The sequence below is a fragment of the Methylocystis bryophila genome, assembly GCF_027925445.1.
GTDB classification, from domain to species: domain Bacteria; phylum Pseudomonadota; class Alphaproteobacteria; order Rhizobiales; family Beijerinckiaceae; genus Methylocystis; species Methylocystis bryophila.
This window is the reverse complement of record NZ_AP027149.1, coordinates 675,595-696,955: the sequence shown is the minus strand read 5'-3', so window position 1 is coordinate 696,955 and position 21,361 is coordinate 675,595. Positions and strand designations below refer to the sequence as shown.

Genomic DNA, 21,361 nt, shown 5'->3' with positions numbered 1-21,361 from the left:
CAAACTTATCACAGTCGGCGGCGCGCGGCCACAGCGCGTTCGCGACCGCCCGCATCGCGACGCGTTCCGGCGTCGTCGAGCCCCGCCGCGGCGAGCAAGGCCGCGGTCTCATGCGCTTGTCCGCAGCCGACCTCCAAGACGGCGACCCCGCCCGGCGCGAGCAGCCGCGGCAGATCCGCAGCGATTTCGCGAATGCAAGACAGCCCGTCGACGCCGCCGTCGAGGGCAAGGCGCGGATCATGCAAGCGCACTTCCGGCGAGAGCTCATCGATGTCCCCGCTCCTCACATAAGGAGGATTGCCCACGATGAGATCGAAGGCGCCGCTGAGCGCGCCGCCCCAACACCCGCGCAAAAGCGCGGCGCGCGCCGAAAAGCCGCAACGCGTCAAATTCGTCCGCGTCGCCAGCAGGGCCTGCGGCGAAAGATCGACCGCGACGCCAAAGGCTTGGGGAAGCTCGGCGAGAAGCGCGCAAAGCAGCGCGCCCGAGCCGGAACCGAGATCGAGCAGGCGCAAGGCTTCGTCGCGGCGCGCGGAGACGAGCGAGAGCGCCAGAGCGGCCACGCTCTCCGTGTCCGGTCTCGGATCGAGCACATCGGGGAAGACGGCGAGATCGAGCGTCCAAAAGCCGCGCGTCGCCAGAATGCGCGACACGGGCTCGCGCGCCGCGCGCCGCGCCGCATGCTCGGCGAGAAGGCCCGCTTCTGCCTTACCGAGCGGCGTCTCGGGCGAGAGCACAAACTCGGCGTGAGTGAGACCGCAGGCGTCGAATAGCAGGAGCCGCGCGTCCTCCCGCGCGGCCTCGACGCCGCTCGCCTCAAGAAAACGCGCGAGACGGGAAAGCGCCTGTCCGCGCGTCTCGCCGGCGCGCGCCTCGAATCCGCCGGTCTCGCTCACGCGCCCATTTTCGCGAGCCGCGCCGCGAGCCGGCGCGCGAAAGCCGCCGCATCGACCGGCGGCTCGCCGTCGGCGATGCGCGCGAGGTCGAGCAGCATGAAGGCGCCGTCGCTCGCCTCTTCGCCTTCGGCGAGCTTGGCAAGCGCCAGGATCGCTGGATGGCGCGGATTGATCTCAAGAACCGGCTTGCCGAGCGCGCCGCTCTCGCCGTGCTCGGCGAGGAGCTTGGCGAGACGGCGATCGAGGCCATGCTCCGGCGCGATGAGACAGACGGCGCTGTCGCGCAGACGCGTAGACAGCCGAACGTCCTCGACATGCTCCTTCAGCGTCTCCTTGAGACGCGTGACGAGCGCCGCGACTTCTCCCGCCGACTCGGGCGCCTCGGGGGCCGTCTCGCCCTCCTTTAGCGGGACCTGGCTCAGATCCGCCGCGCCCTGCGTCACCGATTTGAAAGGCTTCCCGTCATAGCCCACGCAGCTCGTAACCCAAAAGGCGTCCACCGGATCGTCGAGAAGAAGCACCTCCACGCCCCGCGCGCGAAATTCCTCGAGCTGCGGGCTCGAGGCCAAACGCTTGCGATCGTCGCCGAGGAGATAATAAACCGCGGTCTGGTTCTCGCGCAGATCCGCCACATAGTCCTTCAGCGTGCGCGTCGGCTCGGGCGCGTTCGTCGAGGCGAAGCGCGCGATCTTGAAGATCTCATCGCGCCGCGAGGGGTCCTCGTGCAGCCCCTCCTTGAGTACGGCGCCGAAATTCTTCCAGACTTGCGCAAATTTCTCGGGCTCATTCTCGGCGAGCTTGGAGATCTCCTGGGCGATGCGCGTCGTGATCGCCTTGCCGATCTGGGCGATCAAGGGACTATTCTGCGCCATCTCGCGCGAGACGTTGAGCGGAATGTCGGCGCTGTCGACGACGAGCCGCACGAAGCGCAGCCAAGCCGGCAGCAGGTCGATCTCCTTGGAGATCAGCACGCGCCGCACATAGAGCTTGGCCCGGCTCCGGCGCAGCGGATCGAAGAGGTCGAGCGGCCGGGCGCCGGGGATGAAGGCCAGCACCGTATATTCGGTTCGGCCTTCCGCGCGCCAATGGATGGTCAGCGCCGGCTCGTCGAACTGGCCGGAAAGCTGATGGTAGAAATCCGTGTATTCCTCGGGCGTGATCTCGGATTTCGGCTTTGTCCAGAGCGCCTGGCCGTCGGTGATGCGGCGCGGCTCCTCGCCCGGCGCGCCGAGGAGATCGATCGGGATGGCGATGGCGCCCGAATGTTCCTTGAGCACGCGCTCGACGCGCCAGCTCTCCAAAAATTCGTCGCTCTCCGCGTTGAGATGCAGCGTGACGCGCGTGCCGACAGCAGGGGCGTCTTCCGACGCGGCGGCCTCGATCGTGTAGGTCCCTTTGCCTTCCGAGGTCCAAAGCCAGGCTTGCTCCGAGCCGGCCCGGCGCGTCGCGACCTCGACCTTATCCGCGACCATGAACACCGAATAGAAGCCCACGCCGAACTGGCCGATGAGGCTTTGCCCGAGGTTCTCGCCCTTCTCGGACCCGAGCTTGTCGAGAAAGGCGCGGGTGCCGGAGTTGGCGATCGTGCCCAGCGCCGAGACGAGCTCGTCGCGGTCCATGCCGACGCCATTGTCGGTCACGGTGAGGAGGCGCTTCTCCTTGTCGAGGGCGATGGTGACGAGCGGCGCGCCGGCCTTCTCGGCGAGGGCGCCGTCGGAGAGGGCCTCGTGCCGCAGCTTCTCGCAGGCGTCGGCCGCGTTGGCGACGAGCTCGCGCAGGAACACGTCGCGCTCGGAATAGACGGAATGGGCCATGAGCTGCAGCAGCCGCGCCACATCGGCCGTGAAGCCGTGGCTCGAGGCCGGGGCGGCGTCGAGGATCGCGGAATTTGCGTCGTCGGTCACTTCTTAGGTCTCCGAAGGAATTGCGGTTTATCAGCGCTTTCAGGCGCGCCACCGGGGATATCGGCGAGAGGGCGCGAAGTTGCAAGCCCGCCGCGCCGGGGCCGGCCGCCGGGTTTTCGCCGAAAACTTGGGAGAGATACAACGCTGTTGCGGCCCGCGTACTCTGAAGCTATAAGCGCCGCGGACGCCCACGGGCGTGCTTCGCGGGAATACCGCAAAGTCGGAGTGTAGCGCAGCCTGGTAGCGCACCTCGTTCGGGACGAGGGGGTCGGAGGTTCGAATCCTCTCACTCCGACCATTTTTTCCTTTAGCCAAACATGAGAGACGACCTTCCCCGCGGGATGGGTCCGCGCAAGCTTTGCTGTTTCCTTTGCGGGATGGGATCAAGCCGCGGCATTGTTAAAGCCCGCGGCCTTGGCCTGCGTGAGATCTGGGCTAATTCTGTGACCTGTTCAGCACGAATTTGCGAAAAGACCAGGGAGAGGCCGTTGTCCGAACATAGAGCAACGATTTCATGGGCCCGCGGGGGCGCCGACTTCGGCTACAGGAACTATCCGCGAGATCACCAGTGGCGCTTTGAGGCGGGCGTCGAGGTCCCCGCTTCAGCGGCGCCAGCCTATCTCGGCAATCCCGGGCGCGTCGATCCCGAACAAGCGTTCGTCGCGTCTTTGTCGAGCTGTCACATGCTCACCTTCCTCGCTTTCGCCTCGCGCGAGGGATTTATCGTCGACAGCTACGAGGACCAGGCTGTAGGTTTCCTCGAGAAGAAAGCCGGGAAACTCGCGGTGACCCGGGTCGAGTTGCGCCCGAAAATCGTCTTTTCCGGGCCGAAGACGCCAAGCCCCGAGGACATCGACCGGCTGCACGCGAACGCGCACCAGGAATGTTTCATCGCAAATTCGGTGTCGACCACGGTCAGCGTCTTTCCGGCGCCATGACGCCGCGGCGCCAGCGCCGCTGAAAGAGAGGCTCGAGCATGGCCGCCATCGGTCCCGACAAAATCGCCTTCGATTCCCCCGCGCCGGATTTCCGCCTGCCCGCGACCAACGGCAAGACTTACGCGCTCGCCGACGTCGCCGGCGAGAAAGGAACGGTGATCGTCTTCATCTGCAACCACTGCCCCTATGTGATCGCCGTGATCGACCGGCTCGTCGCCGACGCGCGCGCCTTGATGCAGGAGGGCTTCGGCTTCGCCGCGATCTGCTCGAACGACGCCAGGGCCTATCCGGACGACTCCTTTCCAAAGATGAAGGAATTCGCCAAGGCCCACGCCTTCCCTTTCCCCTATCTCCACGACGAGACGCAGGCGGTCGCCCGCGTCTATGACGCGGTCTGCACGCCGGATTTCTTCGGCTACGACAAGGACAAGAAGCTCAAATACCGCGGGCGGCTCGACGCGGGACGCACGAGCCCGCCGCCCAAAGACGCCAAGCACGAGCTGCTCGAGGCGATGCGAGCGATCGGCAAAACGGGGGAAGCGCCCGGCGAGCAAATCGCGGCGATCGGCTGCTCGATCAAGTGGAAGGCTTGAGCTTCACGTTTTCAGCGCAGCCGCCTGAAGGGATTGCCGAGCAGGCCGGAGAGCATGGCGCCGAAGGTGAGGACGCCGGCGATCGGCAGGAGCAGCAGCATCAAGCCGCCGAGAAAGAGAAAGCCGAAGGTCACCATCCCCAAAAGGCCGAGCCCCAGGAGCGCGCTGCCGACGGGGCCGAGTCGCACGATCTTGACCGTGCCGAAACGCTTCGTCGTATAGACGGCGTCGCCCCAGGGACCACTGTTGCCCTCGGGCGGCAGGATCTCCACCTCGCCCCTCGGCGTTTCGGGTTTTCCGGAATTCTGACCGCCCACGGCGATTCTCCAAGATTGCGACGCCTGGAAAATATATAAGCACGCTTCGCGCTGCGCCAATGCGGCGACGCAGGGCGCGATGGAGAGGCGAAGAGGCCATGCGGCAAGCTCGTGATCTCAAAGCCGTTGCGACAAAGGCGGTCGCGCCGCTCGCGGCTTTCGCGGTCTTCCTGGCGCTCTGGGAGGGCCTGGTGCGCTTCAAGGGCGTCCCCCCTTATGTGCTGCCGGCGCCGAGCCTCATTTTCTCTCGCCTCGTCGAAGACCGGGCGCTGATGGCTGCTTCGCTCTTCGTGACGATGAAAGTCGCGCTGGAGGCCCTGGCGCTTGCGACGCTGGGCGGCGTCGCGATGGCGCTCGCCATGGCGAGCTCAAAATGGATGGAGCGCACGCTCACCCCCTATGCGATCATGCTGCAGGTGACGCCCATCGTGGCGATCGCGCCCCTTCTGCTCGTCTATCTCTCGCCGCAGAACGCCGTGCTCGTCTGCGCCTTCCTCGTCGCCTTCTTTCCGATCCTCTCCAACACGGCGCTGGGGCTGGCCTCGGTCGATCACGGCCTGCTCGATCTTTTCGACCTCTATCGCGCCTCCGCCTGGCATCGGCTCATCTATCTGCGCGCGCCGGCGGCGCTGCCGCAGTTCCTGACCGGACTGCGCATCGCCGGCGGACTCTCCCTGATCGGCGCGGTCGTCGCCGAGCTCGCCGCCGGCGCGGCGGGCCAGGGAACCGGTCTCGCCTTTCGCATCGTCGAGGCGGGATTCCGGCTCGACATCCCGCGCATGTTCGGGGCGCTGGCGCTGCTCTCGCTGGCCGGCATGGGGATCTACGGCGCGTTGTCCTTGCTCAGCTATCTCGCGCTGAAAGACTGGCACGAGAGCGCGCGCGAACGCGGGGCCTGAGCCCGCCGGCGCGGGGCGCGGGGAGGGAGAGGCGCGCGCCTTTGACCTTCGGGGCGGCGCCGCTTACAAGAGCCAAAAATTCGCTTAACGCGACCGGCCGCCTGCACTGGTGCGCGGGCCAAAGCCAAGGACAGGGGAAAAAGAACGACATGCGCGTGTATTACGATCGTGACGCCGACATCAATCTGATCAAGGGGAAGAATGTCGTCATCATCGGCTATGGCAGCCAAGGCTTCGCGCACGCGCTCAACCTGAAGGAGAGCGGCGTCCCCAATGTCTCGGTGGCGCTGCGCAAGGGGTCGGCTTCCGCCGCCAAGGCCGAGAGCGCGGGACTCAAGGTCCTCGAGGTCGCCGAGGCGGCCAAGACCGCCGACGTGATGATGATGCTGACGCCCGACGAGCTGCAAGGCGAGATTTATGCGAAGGAGCTCGCCCCCAACATGAAGCAGGGCGCCGCGCTCTTCTTCGCGCACGGGCTCAACATCCATTTCAACCTCATCGAGCCGCGCAAGGATCTCGACATCGCGATGGTCGCTCCCAAGGGACCCGGGCATACGGTGCGCGGCGAATATCTCAAGGGCGGCGGCGTGCCGTGTCTCATCGCCGTGCATCAGAACGCTTCCGGCAATGCGATGGAGCTCGGGCTCTCCTACGCGAGCGCGATCGGCGGCGGCCGCGCCGGAATCATCGAGACGACCTTCCGTGAGGAATGCGAGACCGACCTCTTCGGCGAGCAGGTCGTTCTCTGCGGCGGCCTCGTGGAGCTGATCCGCGCGGGCTTCGAGACGTTGGTCGAAGCCGGCTACGCCCCGGAAATGGCCTATTTCGAGTGCCTGCACGAGGTGAAGCTCATCGTCGATCTGATCTACGAAGGCGGCATCGCGAACATGAATTACTCGGTGTCGAACACCGCCGAATATGGCGAATACGTCACCGGCCCGCGCATCATCACGAAGGAGACCAAGGCCGAGATGAAGCGCGTTCTGGAAGACATCCAGTCCGGCCGCTTCACGCGCGACTGGATGCTCGAGAACAGGGTCAACCAAACCTCCTTCAAAGCCACCCGGGCGCGCAATAACGCGCATCCGATCGAGGAGGTCGGCAAGCGGCTACGCACCATGATGCCTTGGATCGGCAAGAACAAGCTGGTCGACAAGGACCGCAATTAGCGCATAATGAGCCGAGAAACTCGTCGCGACGGCAGATATTGCTGTCGCGCGAAGCTCCGGCCGAGGCGGGTCCAGGCTGGGCTCGCGAAGCAGAGACGCCTCTGGGGAAAGGGCTTCATGCAAGACCGGGCGAGACCTCCCACCGAGCGGCCAGGCGGTGAGATGCGCCGGCGGCTGGTGGAGATCACGCAGGCGCGACTTGCGGGCCGCATCGATCTCGTCGGGCGCCATTTCGCCCCCGACGTCATCATTCATTGCTCTAAATTCGGCGTCTTCCTGCCCGGCGTGATCCAGGGACGCGATGCTTTTGTCGCAAATCTCAAACGGGCCGAGGAGGAATGGGAGCCGTTCGAAGGCGAAATTCTGCAGATCCTGGTCGAGGGGGCGCGCAATGCGATGCGCTGGCGGGCCAGCTGGCGCCACCGCGGCACCGGACACGTCTGTTCTCTCGACATGGCTTATTTCCTGCGCTGGCGAGACGGCCTGATCGTCGAAATGCACGAATACATGGATTCCCCCGTCTCGAAGCCCGACGCCTTCGGCGCCGTGAAGCCATTGGCGAGTCTAATCGCTCGTTCGAATCCCGGACTGACGCGCACGGAAATGGTCGACTGCGCGCGCGAGCTCGCAGACTATCTCACGCCGCGGGGCCCAGACTACGACCGTTTGCGGCGCCATTATTGTCCCGACATTGTCTGCGAATTCGTCGGCGACCGCGCGCGCATTCCTTATGCTGGCCGACATATCGGCGTCGACGCCGTCATCGGCATTGTGAAGTCCATCAATGTCGACTTCGAGCAGCTGGACTTTTCTCTTTCCGACATCCTTGTCGACGGCGAAGCGCTCGCCTGTCGGCGAACGGTGGAATGGCGGCATCGGGGAACGGGACGCCGCGGCGTCGTGGAGCTCGCCGAATTCCTCCGTTTCGAAAACGGCCGAGTCGTCGAGCTCGTCGAATATCGCGACAGCGTGACGATTTTGGAGATGCAGGGCGAGTTGGAGACTCCTTGACGGCCGCGTTGCGCTTCCGCCTGCTCTCGGCGCCTCTCGGTTCACGCTATAGACGAGACCGTAGGGCTCGAGCGTCCGGAGGACGGCGCGCATAAAATTTTCATCGACCTGTTGCATGCGCATGAGCGCACTCAGACCGCCTTCGTCGCGACCGGAGAGTTTTGCCAATGAACGCCGCTTGCCAAATCCTTGAGGCGGACCGCCTGCGCTGCTGTCTGGTCGAGCATCGGCTGGATCTCTCCGAGGCCGAGGAGCGCAGGGTCGAGGAGGTGTGGCGTGAGCAGAGCAGCGGCAATTCCGCGCTTTACGACGGCCGCATTCTTCTCGCGCGGCGGGTCGAGGCGGTTGTCGATGATTGCGGCCGAACGACGCTCGAGGCCGAGTTCTTCGAGGCGCCCTTCTCGCGTTTCTATGTATGGAAGCGGCTGGGACAACCGAACTGGGGCGTCTTCAACTGCTTTTCCGCCCCCGCGTTGCGCTCCAGCGACGGGGCCTTTCTTGCCGGCGAGATGAGCCAGAATCACGCTCAGCCCGGCCTCGTCTACTTCCCCTGCGGCACGCCGGACCGCGAGGACGTCGTCGGAAGCCAGGTCGATCTGACCGGATGCCTGATCCGCGAGCTCGCCGAGGAAACGGGGATCCGCATCGACGAGCGCGACCTCCAGCCCGGATGGCGCGTCATATCCCATAAGAACCAACGGGCTTGCCTGCGCGTCGTCAATCTTCCAAATGACGCCGAGACGCAGGTCGAGCAGACGCTGCGCTATATCCGCGGCCAGCAGAATCCCGAGCTTGCGGGAATGCGCGTTTTCCGTCGGAAAGCCGAGCTCGCCGAAGCGCGCCTGCCCGAATTCATGAAGGCGTTCCTTGAGAGCGCTCTGGCGGCGTGAGGGGAGGGCGGCGCATTTGCGGCTGAAATTTCTAGCGATCCGGTATAGATTGGCCGCATGACAACGAGTCCTTGCGCCGAAACGACCATTGCGCCGGCAGATCCGCGTCCGGCGGCGATCCGGGCTCTTCTTGAGGATAATTGCATCGTGCTCATCGGCATGATGGGATCGGGAAAGAGTTCGATCGGACAAAAGCTGGCCCAGCGGCTGGGGCTAAAATTCATCGACGCCGACGTCGAGATCGCCACTGCTGCGGGCATGTCGATTCCAGAGATCTTCGCGAAATTCGGCGAGGGCTATTTCCGCGACGGCGAACGACGCGTGCTGTACCGACTTCTGAACGGCGGTCCGATGGTGCTGGCGACCGGCGGCGGCGCTTTCCTCGACCCGCGAACGAGACGACGCATCGCCGAGCGGGGCGTCTCCATCTGGTTCGACGCAGATCACGACACCTTGCTGCGGCGCGTGCGCCGCAAGAGCGACCGGCCGCTGCTGCAGACGGAAGACCCGTCCGCGACGCTGCGCCGACTTATGGACGAGCGCAATCCGGTCTACGCGACCGCCGATCTGAAAGTCGTCTCCCACGATGTCCCCCACGAGGCGATGGTCGAGCAAACACTCGCCCTGCTCGCCGAGCGCCTGCCGACGCTGGCGTGCGGCGCCAAACGCCCCTTCGAAGATCTGCCGACCTCAATGAACCAATTTGCGCCCCGCCGCGACGAGCCCCTCCACCGTGAAACGGTTCGGGTCCAGCTCGGTCCCCGCTCCTACGAGATCTTGATCGGCTCGGGCCTCCTCAGCGAGGCCGGCGAGAGGATCGCAAAGCTTGCGCCGGGCGCAGCCTGCGCCATCGTGACCGACTCCCACGTCGCGCCGCTCTATCTTTCGCCGTTGCAGGCGAGTCTCGAGGCGAGCGGCTTGCGCTCCGCCGCGATTGTGGTCGAAGCGGGCGAGGGCTCGAAGTCGCTCTCCGTGTTCGGCCGCGTGCTGGAGGAGGCGCTCGCCGCCAAGATCGAGCGACGCGACGTCGTCATCGCGCTCGGCGGCGGCGTCGTCGGCGATTTGGCGGGCTTCGTTTCGGCCAGCCTGCGCCGGGGATGCCGCTTCGTGCAAATTCCGACGACGCTGCTCGCTCAGGTGGACAGTTCGGTCGGCGGCAAGACGGGCATTAATTCTCCGCAGGGCAAAAATCTAATCGGCGCCTTTCACCAGCCCTCGCTCGTCCTCGCCGACATTGACACGCTCGAAACCTTGCCTGAGCGCGAATTTCGCGCCGGCTACGCCGAGGTCGTCAAATATGGGCTCATTCGCGACCGCCGTTTCTTCGAATGGCTCGAGGCCGACGGGGAGGCCGTCTTCTGCGGCAAGCCGGAGCAGATTTGCGCCATTGCGGTGAGCTGCGAGATGAAGGCCTGCATCGTAGGCAATGACGAGACCGAGCAGGGGGAGCGCGCCTTGCTCAATCTCGGCCATACTTTCGGCCATGCGCTGGAGCGGCTCATGGGTTACAACAGCCAGCGGCTCGTGCATGGCGAGGCCGTGGCGATCGGCCTCGCGCAGGCCTACCGATTCTCGCACCGTCTCGGCCTGTGCAACAGCCAGGACGCGACGCGGGTGGAGCGGCATCTGGAGCGCGTCGGTCTGCCCACGCGGATCTCGGATATTCCCGACTTCGGCTCCGACGCCGAGGCCGTTCTCGAGGCGATGCGGCAGGACAAGAAGGTGGAGCGCGGCGCGCTGACCTTCGTGCTGGCGCGCGAGATCGGCGGCGCCTTCGTTGCAAAGAATGTGGACGCGAGAGAGGTCCTCGCGTTCCTCAAGAGCGAAATGTGATGGGCTCGCGAAGCGGGGGCGAACCTTGAGCGCTGTCGACCTTTTCTCGGCCCTTCTGGTCGTGCTGGGCTGCGTGCTGCTCTCGGCGTTCTTCTCGGGCTCCGAGACGGCGCTCACCGGCGCCTCGCTCGCGCATATGCATTCGCTCGAGAGAGAAGGAGACCGGCGCGCCATCGTCGTCTCGCAGTTGCTGCGACACAAGAACCGGATGATCGCCGCGCTGCTCTTTGGCAACACGCTCTTCAACATCGCCGGCTCCGCGGTCATGACCAGCCTGCTCATCGCGCTCGTCGGCGAGAATGGCGCTGTATATGCGACCTTTGTCATGACGGCCTTGCTGCTCATCGCCGCCGAGGTGCTGCCGAAGACGCTGGCGATCAACCATCCCGACCGCTTTTCCTTGACGGTGGCGCGGCCGGTTCATCTCTTCGTTTCGGTCTTCGGCCCGCTGCTCGCGGGCGTCGAGCTTCTGGTGCGCGCCATGCTGAAGCTCGCGGGCGTCGAGCTCGGCCACGGCCGCACCATGCTCTCGCCCTACGACGAGTTGAAGAGCACTGTGGACATCCTCCACCAGGAAGGCAATGTCGAGCGCAGCGCGCGCGACATGTTCGGCGGCGTCCTCGATCTGACCGTCATGCATGTCTCGGACGTGATGGTCCACCGCACGAAGATGCGCGCGGTCGATGCGGATCTGCCGCCGCATCAGATCATAAAAGAGGTTTTGGCCTCCCCCTACACGCGCATGCCGCTCTGGCGCGAGCGACCCGACAATTTCATTGGCGTGCTGCACGCCAAGGATCTTCTGCGCGCGCTGGACGCGGCCGGCGGGGATGCGTCGCGGCTCAAGATCGACGAGATCATGCTCGCGCCCTGGTTCACGCCAGAAGCGACGACGCTCGAAGACCAGTTGCAGGCCTTCTTGATGCGCAAGACCCATTTCGCCTTCGTCGTCGACGAATATGGCGAGGTGATGGGTCTCGTGACGCTCGAGGACATTCTCGAGGAGATCGTCGGCGACATTCGCGACGAGCATGATTCGGCGATGCCGGGGGTGCGGCCTCAAAAGGACGGGTCGGTCGTCGTCGACGGCGCCTCGCCGCTGCGCGACCTCAACCGCGCCATGGACTGGCGCCTGCCCGACGAGGAGGCGACGACGATCGCCGGCCTCGTGATCCATGAGGCCGGAGCGATCCCCGAGGCGGGCCAGGTCTTCCGCTTCCACGGCTTCCGCTTCGAGGTGCTGCGCAAGATGCGCAACCGCATCACCTCGCTTCGGGTCACGCCCGAGCTTCAAGCGGAGGAATAAAAGCGCACGGGCGTCCGTGGCGCTTTAAGCGATAATCTCGAAGGTCGCCTCGATCTCGACCGCGGCGTCGAGCGGCAATTGCGCGACGCCGACCGCCGCGCGGGCGTGCTTGCCGTTCTCGCCGAGGACAGTGGCGAAGAGGTCGGAGGCGCCGTTCACGACCTGCGGGATCTGCTGGAAGTCGGGCGTGGCGTTCACGAAGCCGCCGAGCCGCAGGGCGCGCAGCTTGGCGAGATCGCCCACGGCGGCGTTGGCCTGGGCCAGCACATTGAGGGCGGCAAGGCGCGCCGCGGCCTGGCCGGCTTCGAGCGAAACCTGAGCCCCGAGCTTGCCCTGATGCGCGGGATCGACCTTGCCGGCCGCGACCGGCAATTGTCCGGAGACGAAGAGCAGATGGCCGGCTCGCGTGACCGGAACGTAATTGGCGACGGGGGCGGCGGCCGGCGGAAGCGCAAGCCCCAGCGCAGCGAGCCGGGCGAGCGGCGAGTTTTCCGTCATGATCGTAACCTCTCGGGGAATTAGGATTTGCGCCTTCGGGAGCGAAACCGTAATTTCTCGCGGCGTCCGGCGCAACGTCGGCTCTGACCGGGAGACTCCGTCCATGGCGTTGCAACGAATCGCGGCTGGCGTTGCTGCCTTGACCTGCATTTTCACGCCTGGCCTGGGGGGTGCGGCTGCGCAAACGCCGGCGCTTGCGCCGCACCGCGCGATCTACGATCTCTCCCTGCTTAGGGCGGATGGGGCCAAGGCCCCCAGCGAAGCGCGGGGCCGAATCACTTTCGACTTCTCGGGCTCGGCCTGCGACGGCTATATTCAAAACGTCCGCCAGCTGACGCAATTGCAACCCCAGGAAGGCGAGGCGCAGGTTTCCGATATGCGCTCGGCGACTTTTGAGGCGGCCGACGGCTCCGATTTCCGCTTCAAGCTCACCACGAAGGTGAGCAATGCGGAATCCGCGGGCGCGACCGAGGAAACCGACGGAGTCGCCAAGAAGAAAAAGTCCGGCGACGTTGAGATCGACCTCAGCAAGCCCAAGCGGGGCAAGCTCGATTACGCCGGACCGATCCTGTTCCCGACCGATCACATGCGCAAAATTCTCCAAACGGCGCGCGACGGCGGAAAAATGCTCGCGGCCCGCGTCTATGACGGCTCGGGCGACGGCTCCAAGCGCTTCGACACGCTCTCGATCATCGGCGCGCCCATCCAGATCGAACCGCAGGAAAAGGCGTTTCAGGTCGAGGCCTTCAAAAACCTGCGGCGCTGGCCGGTCACGATCTCTTATTTCGATATCGAGCAGAAGGATCAGCTGCCGAGCTACACGCTGATGCTCGAGCTGTTCGAGAACGGCGTGACCTATTCGATGAGGCTGGACTATGGCGATTTCGTCTTGGGGGCTAAGGCGTCGAGCCTCACGCTGCTGCCGCCGCCGAAGTGCAAGAGGCCGAACTGACCTCCGCGCGACGCCCGTCCGCTCCCGCTCGAGCAAATAGCTTCAGAACCAGAGGCAAATGATTTAGAATTGGCGCGATGAGTCTCTTATCCACCACCGACGAAGTGGCCGCTCTCTGCGAACGGCTTGCGGCCCACCCCTTTGTCACGGTCGACACCGAATTCTTGCGGGAAACGACCTTCTGGCCAAAGGTCTGCGTCATTCAGCTCGCCTCGCCCGAGGAGGCGGCCGCCATCGACGCTCTCGCCGAGGGCGTTGATCTGACGCCGTTTTTCGAATTGATGGCGAATGAGGCGGTGGTCAAGGTGTTCCACGCCGCCCGTCAAGACCTCGAGATCGTCTGGCGGCTCGCGGGGCTTATCCCCAAGCCCCTCTTCGACACCCAGGTCGCCGCCATGGTCTGCGGCTTCGGCGATCAGGCCTCCTATGGGGAGCTCGCCAAGGCGATCGCCCGGGTCAACGTCGACAAATCCTCGCGCTTCACGGACTGGTCGCGACGTCCGCTCTCGGAGGCTCAAGTCCGTTACGCCATCGCCGACGTGACCCATCTGCGCGACATCTATCTGCATCTGCGGAGCCAGCTGGAGCGCTCGGCGCGCCTCGACTGGCTCGCCGACGAGATGGAGGCGCTCACCTCCCCCGCGACCTATGAGCAGCATCCCGACGACGCCTGGGAGCGACTTCGCCACCGAGCGAGGAAGCCTCGCGATCTCGCGACCCTGATCGAGCTCGCGGCCTGGCGCGAGGCGGAGGCGCAAGCCCGCGACGTGCCGCGCGCGCGCGTGCTCAAGGACGACGCCCTCGTCGAGATCGCGCTCGCCGCCCCGCGCACGGAAGAGGCGCTCTCGAATTTGCGCGCCACGCCCCGCGGGCTCGAGCGTTCCCGCTCGGGCGCCGAGATCCTGGCGGCGATCGAGCGGGCGATGGCGCGCGACCCCGCCTCGCTGCCGGCGATCGAGCGAGACCGGCGCAGCGGCAATGGCGCGACCGTCGAGCTCTTGAAGGTACTCTTGCGTCTGGTCTGCGAAGAGATCGGCGTCGCCGCGAAGATGATCGCCACCGTCGACGACCTCGAGGCGATCGCCGCCAATGACAACGCCGATGTGATGGCCCTGAAGGGATGGCGGCGTGCGGTCTTCGGCGACAAGGCGCTGGAGCTGAAGCGCGGGCGCCTCGCGCTCGCGGTCGAGAACGGCAAGGTCGTGACCCTCGACTGGCAGGACGCCTGAAAACGGCCAAGTCGCAGAAACGACTCCGCGGTGGGCGCGATCGGGACGCGCTCTCGAGCATGTCCAGGAAAAGTGCGAAGCGGATTCCCGGTCAGGACATGCTCCAACCTTTTGATTTGGCGCGATCCCTTATCGCTCGAACGATTCCGTTCGAGCGGGAAACGCGCTAAGAGCGCGTAGACGAAAAGGCCTCGCCGATGAGACAAGCGCAGCAAGGGCCGAGGGTCGTGATTCGTCTCTGCGCCGAGCCCTTCGACGCGGTGCAAGAGGAGCGGGAGATTCTCGCCACCGGGGCGGACATCGGCGGGCTCGTGGCCTTCACCGGGCTTTGCCGGAGCGAAGCGGGCGCCATCGCGGCGCTCGAGATCGAGCACTACCCCGGCATGGCGGAAAGCGAGATCGCCGCGGTCGCGCAGGAGGCCGTGACGCGCTGGCCGCTTCTCGCCCTCTCCGTGCTGCATCGCTACGGCCGCCTGAGCCCCGGCGAGAAGATCGTGCTCGTGCTCGCGGCGGCGAAGGGCCGCGCCGAGGCCTTCGCGGCGGCCGAATTCGTCATGGACTATCTGAAATCGCGCGCGCCCTTTTGGAAGCGGCTTATTCTTTCGGACGGAAGCGACGGCGGCTGGGTCGACGCGAAGGCGACCGACGAAGCGGCGCTGGCGCGCTGGAAGGATCGCGCCTCAGAGCGCGACGGCCCGCCAGGGCGCGAGCAGATGCACGAGCCAGCCATGCAGAGTGGCCGCCGCAATCGCCGCGGCGAGGGCGACGAGCGTTAGAACGTCGACATTGTCCTTTGGACATCGCAGCATGCGGGTGACGCCATGATAGAAAACATAGATTCCGTATAGGCCGAGAATGTCGAGCCAGCGCAGCCCCGGAACGAGCCCGAACAGCGAAGCGAGCCAGACCGGCGTGTAGGAAAAGGCCGTCAGCGCCATAGCGCGGCGATCATCCGACTTGCCGTCGAAATGGGGGGCGAGGCTCGACAGCAGGAAGGCGATGAGAAAAAGCAGCGGCAGGCTGAGCGCATATTGCAGCCCTGCTCGGAGCAGTCCTCCCCAAAAGGTCAAATGCGCGACCTCGAGCGTCGGTCGTCCGAAACCGAAGAAATAGCCGCCGAGAAAGCTCGCAAAAGGCGGGATCAGCGCGAGGGGCAGCACATAACTTCTGTAGATGTCGAGGACGCTGGGGCGCTGGGCCTCGATGAGCGCCCATTCGCCCTCCGGATCAATCAGCAATCCCTTGATTCGCTCCAGCATGCCCATCGCCGCCTCCTCGCCGGTTCGTCCTTCGGCTCGATCGCATCGCCAGACTGCCGGCGGCCGCGCCGCAAGGCAAGGCTCGCGAGGGCGGCTCGGCCGGCGAGACTTGCAGGCGTCGCGGCGCTGTGTCAGGGAAGGCGGGTGGCTCCCGGGCGAGCGTCTCGCTCACGATAGCGCGCGGAAAAACTGGAAATGGATTCTTCGCGCGACACGCGCTCTAAGCAGCTGAAATCCAATGGGCTTCTCGAGCGATGCCGCTCGACCGCACAGCGGCTGAGCGCCTCGGGGCGCTTGAAAAAGGCGCTCGACTATCTCTGGCCGGTGCTGGGCGTCGTCGCCGTCTTCGGCTCCCTCTATCTGCTCAACAAGGAATTCCGCAGCGAGTCGCTCGGCGGGGAAGTCTGGGCGGCTCTCAAGGCCATTCCGCCGCACCGATATTTTCTCGCGGCGCTGGGCACGCTGCTCGCCTATGCGGCGCTCGCCTGGTACGACCGGATCGCGCTCCTCCACCTCGGCGTGACGCATATTTCCTGGTCGTTCATCTCGCTCTGCTCTTTCACGACCTACGCGCTCTCGCACAATATCGGCGCGAGCATGTTTTCCGGGGCAGTGGTCCGCTATCGCGCCTATTCCTCCAAGGGGCTGTCGGCGGCGCAAGTCGCCATGCTCGTCGTGCTCTGCTCCTATACCTTCGGCTTCGGTTGCGTGCTGCTCGGCGGCTCGCTGCTGACCTGGGACCCGTCGCTCATGCAACGGCTTTCCGGGTTCCTGCCGGACGTCGTGACCAATCCGCACACGGCCCGCGCCGTCGGCATCGTCTGCCTGTCGGCCGTCGTGCTCTACGTGATCGGATCGCTGATGCATTTCAAGCCGCTGCACATCGGCAGCTTTGAGATCGTCTATCCGCGGCCCGGCGTGATGGTGCAGCAGCTCTTCGCGGCGCCGCTCGAGCTGATCGGCGCGGGAAGCATCATTTATTTCGCGCTGCCGGAAGTCGGCAATCCGGGGTTCGCCGTCGTGCTCGGCGCCTTCGTCCTTTCCTTCTCCGTGGCGCTGGTCTCCCACGCGCCGGGAGGACTGGGCGTCTTCGAGCTCTTGTTCATCAAGCTCACCCCGGACGCGCCGCAGGTGCAAGTGCTTGCGGCGCTGCTCGTCTGGCGGCTTCTTTATCTGATTGCGCCGCTGCTCTTTGCGCTCGTGGTCGTTGTGATCTTCGAGCGGGGAAGGCTGGCCGAAGCCTTGCTCCGAAGCGCGCATCTCAAATAGCTGGCAAGACGCGGTCGGCTCGAGGCGAGAGCGTTCAGAAACTCAGATCCGGGCGCGCTCGGCTTGAAGGTCGAGCCTGTTTTTTTGCCGAGAACGAGCTGATGTTTTGTTGGGCGAATTCAGCTTGGAGAGCATGAAGGCTGAAATCAGGATCTCCATCAGCGCCAGGGCCGCCAGCAGCACGAAAAAGCGCGCGTCGGCGCGCAAAAGAGTCTGAAGAAGCACCAGGAAGCCGATGTGGACGACGGGAATGGCGATAATCGCCAATTGTCCGCCGGCGCCGCGTCTCCCCGTGACATTGCCGAAGGTCAGCGCCAGCGCCATCGCGAGCAGCGTGTGGCCGAACGCCAATATCGGCACGCCGAGCCGCATCGCGGCCTCGGCCGTCCATTCCGCAAGGAGCCGCGGGTCCGTGCGTGCGGCCGCCAGCTGCTGCATGAACTCGCCCGGACGCAGCTCATAGATGCCGCGCCATGTCCGCGGCGGCAAGGAGCCGCTGCCCTGCATGGGCAAAACAAGCGCATATTCGTCAAAGGCCGAGAGGCGCACGTCTCCGCCGCCCGCCAAGGGACGCGTCTGAACGCTGCCCTTGCGGAGCGCCACGATCACCCCGGTTTCATTGCGTCGGAATTCCGCATGCGCGGCGGTGATGATCTGCTCCTCCATCTTTTCGGTGGAGAGCTGACGCACGAAGAGATTGGCGGCGATGTCGGGCGTCTCCCAGCGCTCGAGATAGAGCGTCTTGGAGCCATTGTCGAAAGTATAGAAATGCGCCGGCTCCAGCATGCGGTGGTTGAGCGAGTTGCGCACGACGTTGAGAACGTCCTGCATCGTCCCGACGTAAAGGGGGGCCATGAAATTCGAAAATAAATAGCCGACGGCGACCAGCGCGAGGGCCAGCGCCGTGGCGGGCCGGCAGACGGCCCAGACCGAAAGGCGAAGCGCATAGAGCACGGCGATCATGCCCTCGCTCGCCATGCGCGAGAATTCGAGCGCGGTGGCGACGCCCGTGGCTAATGGCAAGGCAACATAGGCGACGGTCGGCGCGACGCCCTGCACGGCGGGCCATACGAGGCCGCCGCGCACCGCCGCGGCGGGCAGCGAGCTCAAGAGATAGGCGAGCACGACGGGCACGCTCAGCGCAAACTGAATGACGAGGATCCCGAGGCCGATCCGGCGGATCAGGTAGAAGAAGAGCAGCCGGGGCATCTTCGGGGCCTCGCCGGCAGGGCTGCGCCTGGGTCCGGGTTCATGACTTCATTCTCGCCCATGCGGCCTTGGAAAGCCTTGTCCAGGCTGCGTCGAACACGCCGGTCGACGGCAGCGCGACGGCGCCGGCCCAGTGGGCGAAGTAAATCTCCCGGCCGTCGGGATCGAGCGGCTTGCCCTCGGCAAAGCTTATGCCAGGGGCCTTGTAGAAGCTCTCATGCGAGGCGTTCTCGACGAGGTCGCGCAGCAGCGCGATCTTCACGCCGCGACGGTGCGTGACGAAATTGACCAGCGGCTGCGCGAAAAGCTGCCCGCGCTTGCGGACATCGTGGAAAATCGCGGCGTCTTTCGCCATCGTGTCGATGAAATCCGAAAGCTTGAGATATTTGTTGGAGGTCACCCAGAAGCCGTCGTTGAAAGGCAGCGCGTCGGCGAGGAAAGGGTATTCCGACCGCCGCTCGTTGTAGACATATTCGAAGCTCGGCGAGGCGACGATGAACTCGCTCTTTCCCGCCTCGAGCCGCCCGAAAATCGGCCTGAAGTCCCGAAACAGAATGACGTCGACGTCGACATAGGCGACTTCGTCGAGATCGAGCGCGAGGGCCTGCAGCTTGCGCAGGCGTCTGCGGTTGGAGTTGAAGATCCCGGGATAGAGCTCCTTTGCGAGACGATCGATCTCGACGGGCTCCTCCTCGATGAAATGCGCCCCGTAAATCTCGGCCGCGCGGCGGGTGCGCGTGACGTTGTCGTCATAGGGAATGAGATAGAGCGGCAGCGAGGCGTTGGTTTCCCGATAGCTCTCGAGAAACGGAACGAGCCAGTCGATGATCTTGTCGTTCCCGACGATGGCGATTCCGTAACGGCCTTCGCGGGGCTTGGCGCGCGCGTTCGAATCATCGGAGGGCGAAATCGCTGGATTTGCGCTAATGCGGCTCATATAGAAGCTCTAGCGGGAAAGCTCCGGCGTTAGCAAGAGGGACGGATCATTGCGCGAAGGCGAGCCGGACGACGTCGCTTTGGCCGCGCCGCTTTCCGGAAAGACCGTGGCCGTCGTGCATGCGGCTTGGCATTCCTGTGGCAGCTGCCAAGTCAACCGTAGCCAGCTCGAAGCTTATAAGGCGCTCGGCGCGCGCACGATTTCCGTCGCGATGATGGACGTGATGACGCCGCCCGCACCGCAGGGCGGCCGATGGCCCGAATATATCGCGGCGACGCCGGAGCTTGTGGCCGACGCGCGCTATTTCACGGGGCCGCCCCGCGAATCCTTATGGAAGTCCCCGCTCTTGAGGGACGGCTGGTGGCCGCTCATCCACGGCGACCAGGCGACCTGGCTCGTGGAGCTCGCCAAGCGCGCGCCTGTTCCCGAAGGCCTGGCGCGGGAAAAGATCGATCTCGTTCACGCGAACCATTACTTCACCATTCCGCTCGCGCGTAAGCTCGGCTGCGGCAAATCCCCGCCGATCATCCTCGAGACCCAGGACATCCAGGCCCGCCAATATGTTCTGCGCAATCGAGGCGGTTTCTTCATTCCGCCCTTCGCGCGCTACGAGGACATGCTGGCGGTCGAGCTCTACTGGACCCAGAAGGCGGATCTCTGCGCGCATATCAACGCCGAAGAGCGCGAGGAATTCGTCAGGCTTCTGCCCAGGAGCCGGCACGCGCTCATCTACCCGGCCGTCCAGCCGGCGCCGCTCGCGCTCAAACCGGCCGAGATCGCCATCGTCGCCAGCGACAATTACGCCAATTTCGTCAGCCTGCGCTGGTTTTTGCAGGAAGTCCTGCCGCTCGCCGGACCCGTTCCTGTCGCCGTCTACGGCAATATCGACGAGGGCGTGAAGACCCGCGACAAGGCGCTCTATGAAGCGCGCCGCGAGCTGTTCAGGGGACGAGTCTCTGATATTGGCGCAGTCTACGAACGAGCCGCCGCCATTCTGCTGCCGACGGTGGAAGGCCACGGCCTCTCGATCAAGGCGGTGGAGGCGCTGAGCAGCGGCGCGCCTTTGATCGCCACACGTCAGGCCTTTCGCGGCATGGGCGTCGATCCCGCGACGCTCGCCAATGTCACCCTTCGCGACGACGCGTCTGCTTTCGCCGCGGCCCTTCGCGAGCGCTGGCAGGAGCTCGCGGGCGGGACGGCGCAGCCCGCCCGCCCCGACGCGGCGACGCGCCAACTCTACGAGGCAAGCTTCTCCGCCGGCGCCTACGCCCGCGCCCTCGCGCGGGAAGTCGCCCCGCTGCTCAATCCTTGAGCGCCCGCTTGGAGACATAGGCTGGGGCCGGGGTCGGCGCGCCGATGGCGACCCAGATGTTCTGGTTCGTCTCCGACTGGCGCTTCACGAAGCGATAGGGCGTCTTCTGCCAAGCCTTGACGGAGTCCTCGAGATTGTCGAGCACCAGCTCGCCCTGATCGGTCTTGACGGTCAGGAGCGCATGCCCCTCGCCGTTCTCTTCCTTGACCACGGTCATCAGTAGGGCTTGACGCGGAAAGCCGGCCTGCATGAGCAGCTTGCGCTTCAGCAGCGCAAAATCCTCGCAGTCGCCGCGGCCATCGGAAGGATAGTCCCAGCGATCGATGACGCCCCAATGATCCATGTCGGAGACCGCTTTGATCTCATGGTTCACCGTGACATTGACCTGCTCGATCGCCTTCATCGCCGCGGCGGTGAGGCGGATCGGCTGCGGCGCGCGGTCGTCGTCTTGGCATTCGCGGGCGTAGCGGTTGCAGAAATCCACCCAGCCATAGGGCACGCTCGTCTCGTCGCCCACGGAGGCGAAGCTGGCTTTCATCGGCTCGGCCGAGGCGCGCGGCGCGAGAATGAGGGCGATCGCCCCGGAAACCGCCGCTGCGAAAGCCCATTTGCTGACGACGCCGACCATGACCGCCTCCATTCGATGAGGCGAGAATAAGCTTGGCTCTTTGAGCTCCAGGAAAGTATTTGCGTCGCATTTTACGCAAATTCATTGAGAGCCGCTCTGAATGGCGGTAAGTATATTTTTTTGTCACCGCAATGCGTAAAATTGAAGCCTTTTCCGATCATATTGATTGCGCGAGGCTTGACGCTCCTGAAAAACGGGTCGGACCGCGCTCCGGCGAGGAAGAGGATGCTTGAGCGATCAAAGGTAAATAGGAGCGCGCCGAGGCGGTTAATTCGATCCGCCGAACTGCGAGAGAACGGCGCCGGGACGTGG

Annotated in this window: 21 protein-coding genes and 1 tRNA gene; 14 read left to right on the top strand and 8 right to left on the bottom strand. The window is 65.0% G+C overall.

Going from position 1 to position 21,361, the window contains the following annotated elements; genetic code table 11:
• Nucleotides 1–8: 8 nt before the first annotated feature.
• Nucleotides 9–896, bottom strand: a complete 888-nt coding sequence (gene prmC, locus QMG80_RS03235; protein ID WP_085771505.1) for a peptide chain release factor N(5)-glutamine methyltransferase — start codon at nucleotides 894–896, stop codon at nucleotides 9–11.
• Nucleotides 893–2,800 (bottom strand): molecular chaperone HtpG, encoded by a 1,908-nt coding sequence (htpG, locus tag QMG80_RS03230; protein ID WP_085771504.1) that lies wholly within the window; start codon nucleotides 2,798–2,800, stop codon nucleotides 893–895. Before htpG ends, prmC begins: the two co-directional genes overlap by 4 nt.
• A 221-nt stretch (nucleotides 2,801–3,021) precedes the next feature.
• Between htpG and QMG80_RS03225 the strand changes: the two genes are divergently transcribed.
• From QMG80_RS03225 to QMG80_RS03215, 3 genes are all read left to right on the top strand, one after another.
• Nucleotides 3,022–3,098, top strand: a tRNA-Pro gene (locus QMG80_RS03225).
• Nucleotides 3,099–3,288: 190 nt separating this feature from the next.
• A complete protein-coding gene (locus tag QMG80_RS03220; RefSeq protein WP_085771503.1) occupies nucleotides 3,289–3,738 on the top strand; it encodes an OsmC family protein in 450 nt (149 codons plus the stop codon).
• 38 nt (nucleotides 3,739–3,776) lie between these two features.
• Nucleotides 3,777–4,331, top strand: coding sequence for a thioredoxin family protein (locus tag QMG80_RS03215; protein WP_085771502.1), 555 nt, complete (start codon nucleotides 3,777–3,779; stop codon nucleotides 4,329–4,331).
• Between the two features lie 11 nt (nucleotides 4,332–4,342).
• On the opposite strand, the gene QMG80_RS03210 is transcribed toward QMG80_RS03215, so the two are convergent.
• On the bottom strand, nucleotides 4,343–4,648 hold the full coding sequence (locus QMG80_RS03210; protein WP_085771501.1) for a hypothetical protein: 306 nt from the start codon (nucleotides 4,646–4,648) through the stop codon (nucleotides 4,343–4,345).
• Nucleotides 4,649–4,746: 98 nt separating this feature from the next.
• On the opposite strand from QMG80_RS03210, the gene QMG80_RS03205 reads away from it, so the two are divergent.
• The 6 genes from QMG80_RS03205 to QMG80_RS03180 all read left to right on the top strand — a co-directional run bounded on the left by QMG80_RS03205 (nucleotide 4,747) and on the right by QMG80_RS03180 (nucleotide 11,756).
• Nucleotides 4,747–5,547, top strand: a complete 801-nt coding sequence (locus QMG80_RS03205) for an ABC transporter permease (protein ID WP_085771500.1) — start codon at nucleotides 4,747–4,749, stop codon at nucleotides 5,545–5,547.
• A 149-nt stretch (nucleotides 5,548–5,696) separates the two neighbouring features.
• Entirely contained in the window at nucleotides 5,697–6,716 is a 1,020-nt protein-coding gene (gene ilvC, locus QMG80_RS03200; RefSeq protein WP_085773643.1) for a ketol-acid reductoisomerase, read from the top strand.
• Between the two features lie 162 nt (nucleotides 6,717–6,878).
• Nucleotides 6,879–7,727 carry a nuclear transport factor 2 family protein gene (locus QMG80_RS03195; protein ID WP_281926163.1) on the top strand — a complete coding sequence of 283 codons (849 nt, stop codon included), beginning with the start codon at nucleotides 6,879–6,881 and terminating at the stop codon, nucleotides 7,725–7,727.
• A 167-nt stretch (nucleotides 7,728–7,894) separates the two neighbouring features.
• Nucleotides 7,895–8,617: an NUDIX hydrolase gene (locus QMG80_RS03190; RefSeq protein ID WP_085771498.1), complete on the top strand. Its 723-nt coding sequence runs from the start codon at nucleotides 7,895–7,897 to the stop codon at nucleotides 8,615–8,617.
• Between the two features lie 57 nt (nucleotides 8,618–8,674).
• On the top strand, nucleotides 8,675–10,450 hold the full coding sequence (gene aroB / locus QMG80_RS03185) for a 3-dehydroquinate synthase (protein WP_085771497.1): 1,776 nt from the start codon (nucleotides 8,675–8,677) through the stop codon (nucleotides 10,448–10,450).
• Between the two features lie 25 nt (nucleotides 10,451–10,475).
• Entirely contained in the window at nucleotides 10,476–11,756 is a 1,281-nt protein-coding gene (locus QMG80_RS03180) for an HlyC/CorC family transporter (RefSeq protein WP_085771496.1), read from the top strand.
• A gap of 24 nt (nucleotides 11,757–11,780) precedes the next feature.
• Here QMG80_RS03180 and QMG80_RS03175 read toward each other — a convergent pair whose 3' ends face one another.
• Nucleotides 11,781–12,254 carry a RidA family protein gene (locus QMG80_RS03175; protein WP_085771495.1) on the bottom strand — a complete coding sequence of 158 codons (474 nt, stop codon included), beginning with the start codon at nucleotides 12,252–12,254 and terminating at the stop codon, nucleotides 11,781–11,783.
• 103 nt (nucleotides 12,255–12,357) lie between these two features.
• On the opposite strand from QMG80_RS03175, the gene QMG80_RS03170 reads away from it, so the two are divergent.
• From QMG80_RS03170 to QMG80_RS03160, 3 genes are all read left to right on the top strand, one after another.
• Nucleotides 12,358–13,206, top strand: a complete 849-nt coding sequence (locus QMG80_RS03170) for a cell envelope integrity EipB family protein (RefSeq protein ID WP_085771494.1) — start codon at nucleotides 12,358–12,360, stop codon at nucleotides 13,204–13,206.
• A 77-nt stretch (nucleotides 13,207–13,283) separates the two neighbouring features.
• Nucleotides 13,284–14,435 (top strand): ribonuclease D, encoded by a 1,152-nt coding sequence (gene rnd / locus QMG80_RS03165; protein WP_085771493.1) that lies wholly within the window; start codon nucleotides 13,284–13,286, stop codon nucleotides 14,433–14,435.
• Between the two features lie 197 nt (nucleotides 14,436–14,632).
• Nucleotides 14,633–15,211 (top strand): molybdenum cofactor biosynthesis protein MoaE, encoded by a 579-nt coding sequence (locus QMG80_RS03160; RefSeq protein WP_085771491.1) that lies wholly within the window; start codon nucleotides 14,633–14,635, stop codon nucleotides 15,209–15,211.
• Here the strand turns inward: QMG80_RS03160 and QMG80_RS03155 are convergent.
• Entirely contained in the window at nucleotides 15,116–15,700 is a 585-nt protein-coding gene (locus QMG80_RS03155) for a Yip1 family protein (RefSeq protein WP_085771490.1), read from the bottom strand. The two genes, QMG80_RS03160 and QMG80_RS03155, sit on opposite strands and share 96 nt — an antisense overlap.
• A 288-nt stretch (nucleotides 15,701–15,988) precedes the next feature.
• Between QMG80_RS03155 and QMG80_RS03150 the strand changes: the two genes are divergently transcribed.
• Nucleotides 15,989–16,963, top strand: coding sequence for a putative bifunctional lysylphosphatidylglycerol flippase/synthetase (locus tag QMG80_RS03150; RefSeq protein WP_085773642.1), 975 nt, complete (start codon nucleotides 15,989–15,991; stop codon nucleotides 16,961–16,963).
• Nucleotides 16,964–17,005: 42 nt separating this feature from the next.
• Here QMG80_RS03150 and QMG80_RS03145 read toward each other — a convergent pair whose 3' ends face one another.
• Both QMG80_RS03145 and QMG80_RS03140 read right to left on the bottom strand, forming a co-directional pair.
• Nucleotides 17,006–18,172, bottom strand: coding sequence for an LptF/LptG family permease (locus QMG80_RS03145; RefSeq protein ID WP_085771489.1), 1,167 nt, complete (start codon nucleotides 18,170–18,172; stop codon nucleotides 17,006–17,008).
• A gap of 40 nt (nucleotides 18,173–18,212) precedes the next feature.
• Nucleotides 18,213–19,109: a hypothetical protein gene (locus tag QMG80_RS03140; protein WP_085771488.1), complete on the bottom strand. Its 897-nt coding sequence runs from the start codon at nucleotides 19,107–19,109 to the stop codon at nucleotides 18,213–18,215.
• 49 nt (nucleotides 19,110–19,158) lie between these two features.
• Here QMG80_RS03140 and QMG80_RS03135 point away from each other — a divergent pair, with 49 nt between their 5' ends.
• Nucleotides 19,159–20,421: a glycosyltransferase gene (locus QMG80_RS03135; RefSeq protein ID WP_085771487.1), complete on the top strand. Its 1,263-nt coding sequence runs from the start codon at nucleotides 19,159–19,161 to the stop codon at nucleotides 20,419–20,421.
• On the opposite strand, the gene QMG80_RS03130 is transcribed toward QMG80_RS03135, so the two are convergent.
• Complete coding sequence (locus QMG80_RS03130) at nucleotides 20,411–21,049, bottom strand: transglutaminase-like cysteine peptidase (RefSeq protein WP_085773641.1); 639 nt, start codon at nucleotides 21,047–21,049, stop codon at nucleotides 20,411–20,413. The two genes, QMG80_RS03135 and QMG80_RS03130, sit on opposite strands and share 11 nt — an antisense overlap.
• Nucleotides 21,050–21,361: the final 312 nt, after the last annotated feature.

Bases quoted from the DNA above. Each gene is read 5' to 3' on its own strand.
- rnd (WP_085771493.1), top strand. From the start codon at position 13,284: ATGAGTCTCTTATCCACCACCGACGAAGTGGCCGCTCTCTGCGAACGG.
- QMG80_RS03215 (WP_085771502.1), top strand. From the start codon at position 3,777: ATGGCCGCCATCGGTCCCGACAAAATCGCCTTCGATTCCCCCGCGCCG.
- QMG80_RS03160 (WP_085771491.1), top strand. From the start codon at position 14,633: ATGAGACAAGCGCAGCAAGGGCCGAGGGTCGTGATTCGTCTCTGCGCC.
- aroB (WP_085771497.1), top strand. From the start codon at position 8,675: ATGACAACGAGTCCTTGCGCCGAAACGACCATTGCGCCGGCAGATCCG.
- QMG80_RS03130 (WP_085773641.1), bottom strand. From the start codon at position 21,049: ATGGTCGGCGTCGTCAGCAAATGGGCTTTCGCAGCGGCGGTTTCCGGG.
- ilvC (WP_085773643.1), top strand. From the start codon at position 5,697: ATGCGCGTGTATTACGATCGTGACGCCGACATCAATCTGATCAAGGGG.
- QMG80_RS03190 (WP_085771498.1), top strand. From the start codon at position 7,895: ATGAACGCCGCTTGCCAAATCCTTGAGGCGGACCGCCTGCGCTGCTGT.
- QMG80_RS03205 (WP_085771500.1), top strand. From the start codon at position 4,747: ATGCGGCAAGCTCGTGATCTCAAAGCCGTTGCGACAAAGGCGGTCGCG.
- QMG80_RS03140 (WP_085771488.1), bottom strand. From the start codon at position 19,109: ATGAGCCGCATTAGCGCAAATCCAGCGATTTCGCCCTCCGATGATTCG.
- QMG80_RS03195 (WP_281926163.1), top strand. From the start codon at position 6,879: ATGCGCCGGCGGCTGGTGGAGATCACGCAGGCGCGACTTGCGGGCCGC.
- QMG80_RS03155 (WP_085771490.1), bottom strand. From the start codon at position 15,700: ATGGGCATGCTGGAGCGAATCAAGGGATTGCTGATTGATCCGGAGGGC.
- QMG80_RS03175 (WP_085771495.1), bottom strand. From the start codon at position 12,254: ATGACGGAAAACTCGCCGCTCGCCCGGCTCGCTGCGCTGGGGCTTGCG.
- QMG80_RS03170 (WP_085771494.1), top strand. From the start codon at position 12,358: ATGGCGTTGCAACGAATCGCGGCTGGCGTTGCTGCCTTGACCTGCATT.
- QMG80_RS03145 (WP_085771489.1), bottom strand. From the start codon at position 18,172: ATGCCCCGGCTGCTCTTCTTCTACCTGATCCGCCGGATCGGCCTCGGG.